This is a genomic window from Fastidiosipila sp. (assembly GCA_012511175.1).
Taxonomy (GTDB): Bacteria; Bacillota; Clostridia; order Saccharofermentanales; family DTU023; genus UBA4923.
This window is the reverse complement of sequence record JAAZGO010000017.1, coordinates 24439-31168: the sequence shown is the minus strand read 5'-3', so window position 1 is coordinate 31168 and position 6730 is coordinate 24439. Positions and strand designations below refer to the sequence as shown.

Here is a 6730-nt window from a genome sequence, read left to right as displayed (position 1 = left end):
ACTTCTTGATTTTCAGAGGCATACGGGTTAAAATAATAAGCTGTGTGTCCATAGGCGACAGCCATAAGGAGAAGAACCATGAAAGTGAGACCTTCGGTCAAGCCAATCTGCGAAAAATGCCGCGTGATCAAGCGCCGCGGGCGCGTCATGGTCATCTGCAAAGATCCTAAACACAAGCAGAGACAGGGCTGAAATGACGGAATTATTTAACATACAAGAAGCTGGAACATGCGAGCATAAGTGGAGGTAGCGCATGGCACGTATTGCCGGGGTTGATTTACCCAATGACAAACGCGTAGAAATCGGGCTGACAGCCATCTTCGGGATTGGCCGGACAAGTGCGGTCAAGATCCTGGAAGCTGCGGAAGTCGATCTGGACACACGCGTCCGGGACTTGACGGATGACGAGATTACCCGCATCCGCGAAAAGATTGAAGATCACTACACGGTCGAAGGCGACCTTCGGCGTGAGACTGCCATGAATATCAAACGGCTGGGGGAAATCGGCTGTTACCGGGGCCGCCGGCACCGGACGGGTCTTCCCGTCCGAGGACAGCGGACACGGACCAATGCGCGCACCCGCAAAGGCCCCAAGCGCACCATGGCCAAGAAAAAGAGATAAGAGGGAACAGGCATGGCAACGAAAAAAGGTCGTCCGGCAGCCCGCACCAGAAGGCGGGACCGTAAAAATATCGAACGCGGAGCGGCTCATATCCATTCCTCGTTTAACAATACCATCGTGACCATTACAGACCCCGTCGGCAATGTCATCTCGTGGTCAAGCTCAGGGGCCCAGGGCATGAAAGGGTCCCGTAAAGGAACTCCCTTCGCTGCCCAGCTTGCGGCCGAACAGGCGGCCCGCAAAGCGGTGGAACATGGGATGCGAACGGTTGAAGTTTTCGTCCGGGGTCCGGGATCGGGCCGTGAGTCGGCCATCCGCGCCCTGGCGACCGGGGGTCTTGAGATCGTCATGATCAAGGATGTGACCCCGATTCCCCACAATGGCTGCCGTCCGCCCAAGCGCCGCAGAGTTTAACGAGGAGATCAGATCATATGGCTAAAGACAGGTCACCCATTCTGAAACGAAGCCGCACCCTGGAAGTGCCGCCTCAGATGCTGGGTATCAATAAAAAATCAAAACGCAGCCCCAGACAGACCCGGCGCAAGGAGGGTGAGTACAGCCGCCAGCTCCGCGCCAAGCAGTCGGTCAAGTTTGTTTACGGAGTCCTGGAAAAACAGTTCCGCAACACTTACGAACGGGCCAGCAAGATGCCGGGCAAGAGCGGCGAAAACCTCTTGAAACTCCTTGAGCTGCGTCTCGACAATGTGGTTTACAGGCTGGGTTTTACTGCGACCAGGGCCCAGGCCAGGCAGCTGATCAACCACGGCCATTTCAACATAAACGGCCGCCGCGCCAGCATTCCCTCCATGCAGGTATCCCCGGGCGATGAGATCACGGTCCGGGAGAATTCGCGCCATGTCAAGGTATTCGACGAATTGCCCAACACCCTTGTTCCCGCCTGGCTGTCCTTTGATCCCGATCACCTGAAGGGAGCCGTTCTCAGACTGCCCGAACGCGACGAAATCGACCTTGACGTTGAGGAAACGCTGATTGTCGAGCTTTACTCCAAGTAAGTGCCGCCAAGCGGTCCTTTGCCCATAGGAGGGTGCCATGAACGATTTTCAGAATACCAGCATCGAATATAGGGAGCATTCCGAGGACAAGGCCTACGGCCTTTTTGTTGCCGAGCCGCTGGAACGCGGCTACGGGACAACTCTGGGCAATGCCCTGCGCCGGGTTCTGCTTTCCTCACTGCCCGGCTGCGCGGCGACTTCAGTCCGGATTGAGGGAATCTATCAGGAGTATTCCACCATCCCCGGCGTCATCGAAGATGTCACCGAGCTCCTTTTGAATGTGAAAGACATCCGCGCACGCCTTCATGTGACCGGACCCAAGACCGTTTTCATCAACAAGGAAGCAGGCTACCGGGGTCCCGTCCGGGCCGGTGAATTCAATCAGAGCGATGAACTTGAAATAGTCAACCCCGACCTGGTTATCGCCAACATGAACGGTGACGGGCCGCTCTTCATGGGCTTGACCTTCAATGCGGGGGTAGGCTATAAGAGCGCGGAGCAGAACAAAGAGATGAATGCGCCCATCGGCGTCATCCCGCTCGATTCGATTTTTACCCCGGTCCGCAAGGTCAATTTCCACGTGGAAGACACGCGGGTGGGCCAGGTGACTGACTATGACAAACTGACCCTTGAGATCTGGACGGACGGAACCATCACGGCCGAGGAGGCCTTGGCCAAGGCGGCTGAAATCCTGATCGGCCACCTCAACCTCTTTTTGTCCATGACCCATGACCCGGCCTCTGCTGATGATGACGCCTTCCTGATTGAAGAAAAGGAAAAGAGCATCTACGATGCGCCCATCGAAGATTTGAAATTCTCAACCAGGATATTCAATTCCCTGAAGCGTGCCGACATCCATACCGTGGCTGATCTGGTCGCCCGTTCGCGTGAAGACCTGATGAAGGTCCGCAACCTGGGCGCGACCTCGCTTGAAGAGCTGGTCGAAAAATTGGAGGCCCATGGCCTGACGCTGGCCGGAGACGATCAGGACTAGAGATTATTATTCAGGAGGACTGGAATACCATGCCCGGATACCGAAGGCTCGGCCGCGAGACGGCGGCGAGAAAATCAATTTTGAAAAACCTGGTCACCACCCTGATTGTGGAGGGCCGGGTGACCACCACCGAAACCCGCGCCAAGGAAGCGGCCCGCATTGCGGAGCAGTTGATTACCCTGGCGGTCAGGGAACACAACAATTTCACAACCAGGGAAATCCTGACGTCCAAAGCCAAGCTGGATGACAAGGGACGCAAGGTGCTGCGTACGGCCACCTCAAAAAATGAGCGCAAGTACGATGTAGTGGAGCGCGAACTGAAGAAAAAGACGGTCCAGGTGGATCAGCCCTCGCGCCTGGCAGCCCGCAGGAAGATCATGGCCCAGATGGTCGAAACCCGCAACAGCGAGGGCAAGAGGATCAACACGGTCAACCATCTGTTTGACACGGTGGCGCCCCGCTACCGCAACCGGCCCGGCGGTTATACGCGAATCGTCAGGATTGGACCGCGCCGGGGGGACGCCGCGCCCATGGCCATTCTGGAGCTTGTCGACTGAAACGCCCCAGTCCCTGGAATACAGTACAGGCGAAGGACTTCCCGGATTCCATCATGTCGGCGGAAGTCCTTTTTCTTTTGTTAGAATGAGGCCGGATGAGCGAGGCCGTGATCAAATTTCAAAATGTCTCTTTCTCCTACGGCGCCATGCAGGGCCAGCGGTCCATCCAGGCTGTCCGTCAGCTTTCCCTGTCAATTGAAAGAGGTGCGCATGTGGCCCTGATCGGCCGCAACGGCTCAGGGAAATCCACCATGGCCCGCTTGATGAACGGCCTTCTGCTGCCCGACGAGGGCCTGGTCATGGTCGGCGGCAAGCTGACGGCCGATGATGATTCCATCTACGAGATCAGGCGCCAGTGCGGCATGGTTTTCCAGAACCCCGATAATCAGATCATCGGGACCACGGTCAAGGACGATGTGGCTTTCGGCCCCTCCAACCTTGGCCTCCCGCCGGAAGAGATCTTCCGCCGGGTCGACCAATCGCTTGCCATGACCGGTCTTTCTGATCTGAAGGACCGGGCGCCGCACGAATTATCGGGAGGCCAAAAGCAGAAACTCGCCATCGCCTCGGTCCTGGCCATGCGGCCTGACTGCCTGATCCTCGATGAAGCCACCGCCATGCTGGACCCGGTGGCCCGCCGTGAGGTCATGGCCTTGATCACCAGGCTGAAAAAGGATCAGGGGATCACCATCGTCCAGATCACCCACCACATGGAAGAGGCTCTGCTGGCCGATTATGTCTATGTCATCGGTGACGGCCGCATCGCCTTTGAGGGAACGCCGGCCCAAGTCTTTGACCAGGTCGGCCGGGTCAAAAGCGAGGGGCTGGCCGTGCCGGCCCACCTGGAGATTGCCCGCCTGGTTTCCGAGCGGGCCGGGGTCTCCTATGACCCGGATGAGATTGTTTCATTTGACGGGGCGGTCCGTTTTGTCAGCCGTGTCCTGGCCGGACACCCGGCTGTTGCCATCAATGAATGCCTTTACCGGGCCCCTGCCGATGAGTCCGTTCCAGCTGTTGTCGAAGTCAGGGACCTGTCTCATGCCTACGATTCACCCGCGGGGCCTCCCATCCAGGCCCTTGACTCTGTTTCTTTCGCCCTGCGGCAAGGGGAGGTACTGGGGATTGCCGGCCACACGGGTTCGGGCAAGTCCACCCTGATTCAGCACCTGAACGGCCTGATCACCGCCGGTCCGGGCAAGGTCATGGTGCTGGGCCGCGACCTGTCGGAAAAAAAGGAGATCCGCCGGATACGCCGCCAGGTTGGCCTGCTCTTCCAATATCCCGAAGATCAGCTTTTTGAAGAAACCGTGGCCCTGGATATCGCTTTTGCTCCCAAACAGCAAAAGAAACCGCCTGCTGAGGTGGAAGAAGCGGTCTTGAAAGCCGCCGTCCGCCTGGGGGTAGCAGACGTTCTCGACCGGTCACCCTTTGAGCTGTCAGGCGGCCAGCGCCGCCGGGTCGCCATTGCGGGGGTCCTGGCCGCTGAGCCTGACATTGTCATCCTGGATGAGCCGGCAGCCGGCCTGGATCCGGCAGGCCGCGACGATCTCTTCCGGGATCTTCTGACTCTCTCCGCCGAGGGGGCCACCCTGATCATTGTCTCCCATGACATGGAAATGATGACCTGCTATGCCGACCGCATCCTGGTCCTGAAAGAGGGCCGGGCAGCGGGGATGGGGACGCCCGCCCAGATGATCGCGTCGGCTCAATTCCTGGATCAGGCCCACCTGGATATGCCGGCGCCCAAACGTTTTCTGGATGCCCTCAAGGCAGACTTCCAGAACCTGGACACCTCCTGTTTCAATGTCACGGAAGCGGCCGACGCGCTCCTGCCCGCAAAAGGGAGGCTGAACCATGGGTAAGAGCATGCTGGGCCGGTCAATACCCGGCCATTCAATCCTGCACAGGCTGGACGCCAGGGTGAAATTTGTGGCCGCCATCCTGATCATGGTCGCCACTCTTTCCATCCGGGATGTCCGGGTCATGGCGGTCTTCATCCTCTGGACCCTGCTCCTTTCCGCCCTGTCAGGGATCAGGCCGGGTATTATCCTGAAAAGCGTCCGGCCCATCCTGGTCATCATTCTTTTTGCCGTTGCCCTTCATCTGCTGACGGTGGAAGGGCATGTCCTCCTGCAGATCGGGAAGATCAGGATCACCCAGGAAGGCCTCCTCTCAGGCCTGATGACGGCCCTCCGGCTCTCCCTCATGATCATCAATACTTCCCTGCTTTTAACCTTGACAACGCCGCCCCTGGCTATCGCCGATGCCATGGAGAGTCTCCTGTCCCCCCTTCGCCTGGTCCGCTTTCCCGTTCATGAGTTCGCCATGATGATGTCGATTGCCCTCCGCTTTGTCCCCACTCTCATGGACGAAGCTGTAAAAATCATGAAGGCCCAGTCCTCACGGGGGGCCAATTATGACACCGGCGGCCTCTTGAAACGGGCCGGCGGCCTGGTCAGCATCCTGGTCCCGCTTTTTGTTTCCAGTTTCCGGCGGGCCGACGACCTGGCTGTTGCCATGGATGCCCGCTGTTACCGGGGCGAAGAGGGAAGGACCCGGCTTTACGCCGCCAGGCTTCAAGCCAGAGATCTGGTCTTTTTTGCCATCGCGGCCGTCCTCCTTGCCCTGACCCTGGTTTCCAAACAAGTCCTGCCATCCCTGGACGGCTTTTGGGGCTCGACCCTGAGTGTCTACTGAAATGAATGCCATGAAAGAAGAGAGCAGGCGCTTTGCCATCATGGCTGAGTACGACGGGACAGCTTTCAGGGGCTGGCAGCGGCAAAAGAACGCGCCTTCCGTCCAGGCCTGCCTGGAGGAAGCCTGGTATCAGCTGACAGGCGAACGTATCCAGCTGACAGGCGGCAGCCGGACCGATGCCGGGGTTTCCGCCCTGGGCCATGTGTCCTCTTTTCTTTCCAGGACCAGCATCCCGACCGACCGCATGGCTCTGGCCTGGAACACAAGCCTGCCCCCCGAAGCCGTTATTCGCCAGGTCGAAAGAGTCAACGGCGCCTTCAACCCCCGCTACGATGCCCTGGGCAAGACCTACCGCTACACCCTGCGGACAGGTCCCGTCCGCCCTGCCATCTCAAGGCGGACGGCTGTCCACCTGCCCGGCCCCCTGGACCGGGAGGCCATGCGGGAAGCCATTTCAAAACTTGAGGGGAAACATGACTTCACCGCTTTCATGGACCAGGGCTCCCCGACCAGACGGCCGGTGCGGACTCTGTATGAGATCGGCTTCCGTGAAACGGGTGATGACATCATCCTGACTTTTTCCGGTGACGGTTTTCTCTACCACATGGTCAGGATTCTGGCCGGCACCCTTGCATCGGTGGGGCAGGGCAAGATTGATCCTGCTACAATAGAGGAAATTATCCAGGCGCGCGACCGGACGCTGGCGGGCCCGACCCTGCCTGCCGAGGGACTTCTCCTGGAACGCGTCTATTTTGCCGATCACCTTTTCGGCGGCGACCGCTGGCCTTACGAAGACCCGAGGCGCCAAGCCAAGCTGGCGCATCTTGCGCCCTGAAGGAGCGATAGC

9 protein-coding genes are annotated in these 6730 nt (G+C 58.8%); all 9 read left to right on the top strand.

Annotation, left to right across the window (positions count from 1 at the left end; all coding sequences use genetic code 11):
* The first annotated feature begins 78 nt into the window (after positions 1-78).
* The 9 genes from rpmJ (at position 79) to truA (ending at position 6718) form a co-directional block, all read left to right on the top strand.
* On the top strand, positions 79-192 hold the full coding sequence (gene rpmJ / locus GX839_03445; GenBank protein ID NLB04519.1) for a 50S ribosomal protein L36: 114 nt from the start codon (positions 79-81) through the stop codon (positions 190-192).
* 61 nt (positions 193-253) lie between these two features.
* Positions 254-622, top strand: coding sequence for a 30S ribosomal protein S13 (gene rpsM, locus GX839_03440; GenBank protein ID NLB04518.1), 369 nt, complete (start codon positions 254-256; stop codon positions 620-622).
* A 12-nt stretch (positions 623-634) separates the two neighbouring features.
* Complete coding sequence (gene rpsK / locus GX839_03435; protein NLB04517.1) at positions 635-1036, top strand: 30S ribosomal protein S11; 402 nt, start codon at positions 635-637, stop codon at positions 1034-1036.
* Positions 1037-1053: 17 nt separating this feature from the next.
* Complete coding sequence (rpsD, locus tag GX839_03430) at positions 1054-1635, top strand: 30S ribosomal protein S4 (protein ID NLB04516.1); 582 nt, start codon at positions 1054-1056, stop codon at positions 1633-1635.
* 37 nt (positions 1636-1672) lie between these two features.
* Positions 1673-2629, top strand: a complete 957-nt coding sequence (locus tag GX839_03425) for a DNA-directed RNA polymerase subunit alpha (protein ID NLB04515.1) — start codon at positions 1673-1675, stop codon at positions 2627-2629.
* Positions 2630-2658: 29 nt separating this feature from the next.
* On the top strand, positions 2659-3186 hold the full coding sequence (gene rplQ / locus GX839_03420; protein ID NLB04514.1) for a 50S ribosomal protein L17: 528 nt from the start codon (positions 2659-2661) through the stop codon (positions 3184-3186).
* A gap of 107 nt (positions 3187-3293) precedes the next feature.
* Positions 3294-5048, top strand: coding sequence for an energy-coupling factor transporter ATPase (locus GX839_03415; GenBank protein NLB04513.1), 1755 nt, complete (start codon positions 3294-3296; stop codon positions 5046-5048).
* Positions 5041-5883: an energy-coupling factor transporter transmembrane protein EcfT gene (locus GX839_03410; protein ID NLB04512.1), complete on the top strand. Its 843-nt coding sequence runs from the start codon at positions 5041-5043 to the stop codon at positions 5881-5883. Before GX839_03415 ends, GX839_03410 begins: the two co-directional genes overlap by 8 nt.
* Entirely contained in the window at positions 5873-6718 is an 846-nt protein-coding gene (truA, locus tag GX839_03405) for a tRNA pseudouridine(38-40) synthase TruA (GenBank protein ID NLB04511.1), read from the top strand. The genes GX839_03410 and truA overlap by 11 nt, the downstream gene beginning before the upstream one ends.
* The last annotated feature ends 12 nt before the right edge of the window (positions 6719-6730 follow it).

Coding starts and splice junctions, on each gene's coding strand:
- rpmJ (NLB04519.1), top strand. CDS start 79: ATGAAAGTGAGACCTTCGGTCAAGCCAATCTGCGAAAAATGCCGCGTG.
- rpsM (NLB04518.1), top strand. CDS start 254: ATGGCACGTATTGCCGGGGTTGATTTACCCAATGACAAACGCGTAGAA.
- rpsK (NLB04517.1), top strand. CDS start 635: ATGGCAACGAAAAAAGGTCGTCCGGCAGCCCGCACCAGAAGGCGGGAC.
- rpsD (NLB04516.1), top strand. CDS start 1,054: ATGGCTAAAGACAGGTCACCCATTCTGAAACGAAGCCGCACCCTGGAA.
- GX839_03425 (NLB04515.1), top strand. CDS start 1,673: ATGAACGATTTTCAGAATACCAGCATCGAATATAGGGAGCATTCCGAG.
- rplQ (NLB04514.1), top strand. CDS start 2,659: ATGCCCGGATACCGAAGGCTCGGCCGCGAGACGGCGGCGAGAAAATCA.
- GX839_03410 (NLB04512.1), top strand. CDS start 5,041: ATGGGTAAGAGCATGCTGGGCCGGTCAATACCCGGCCATTCAATCCTG.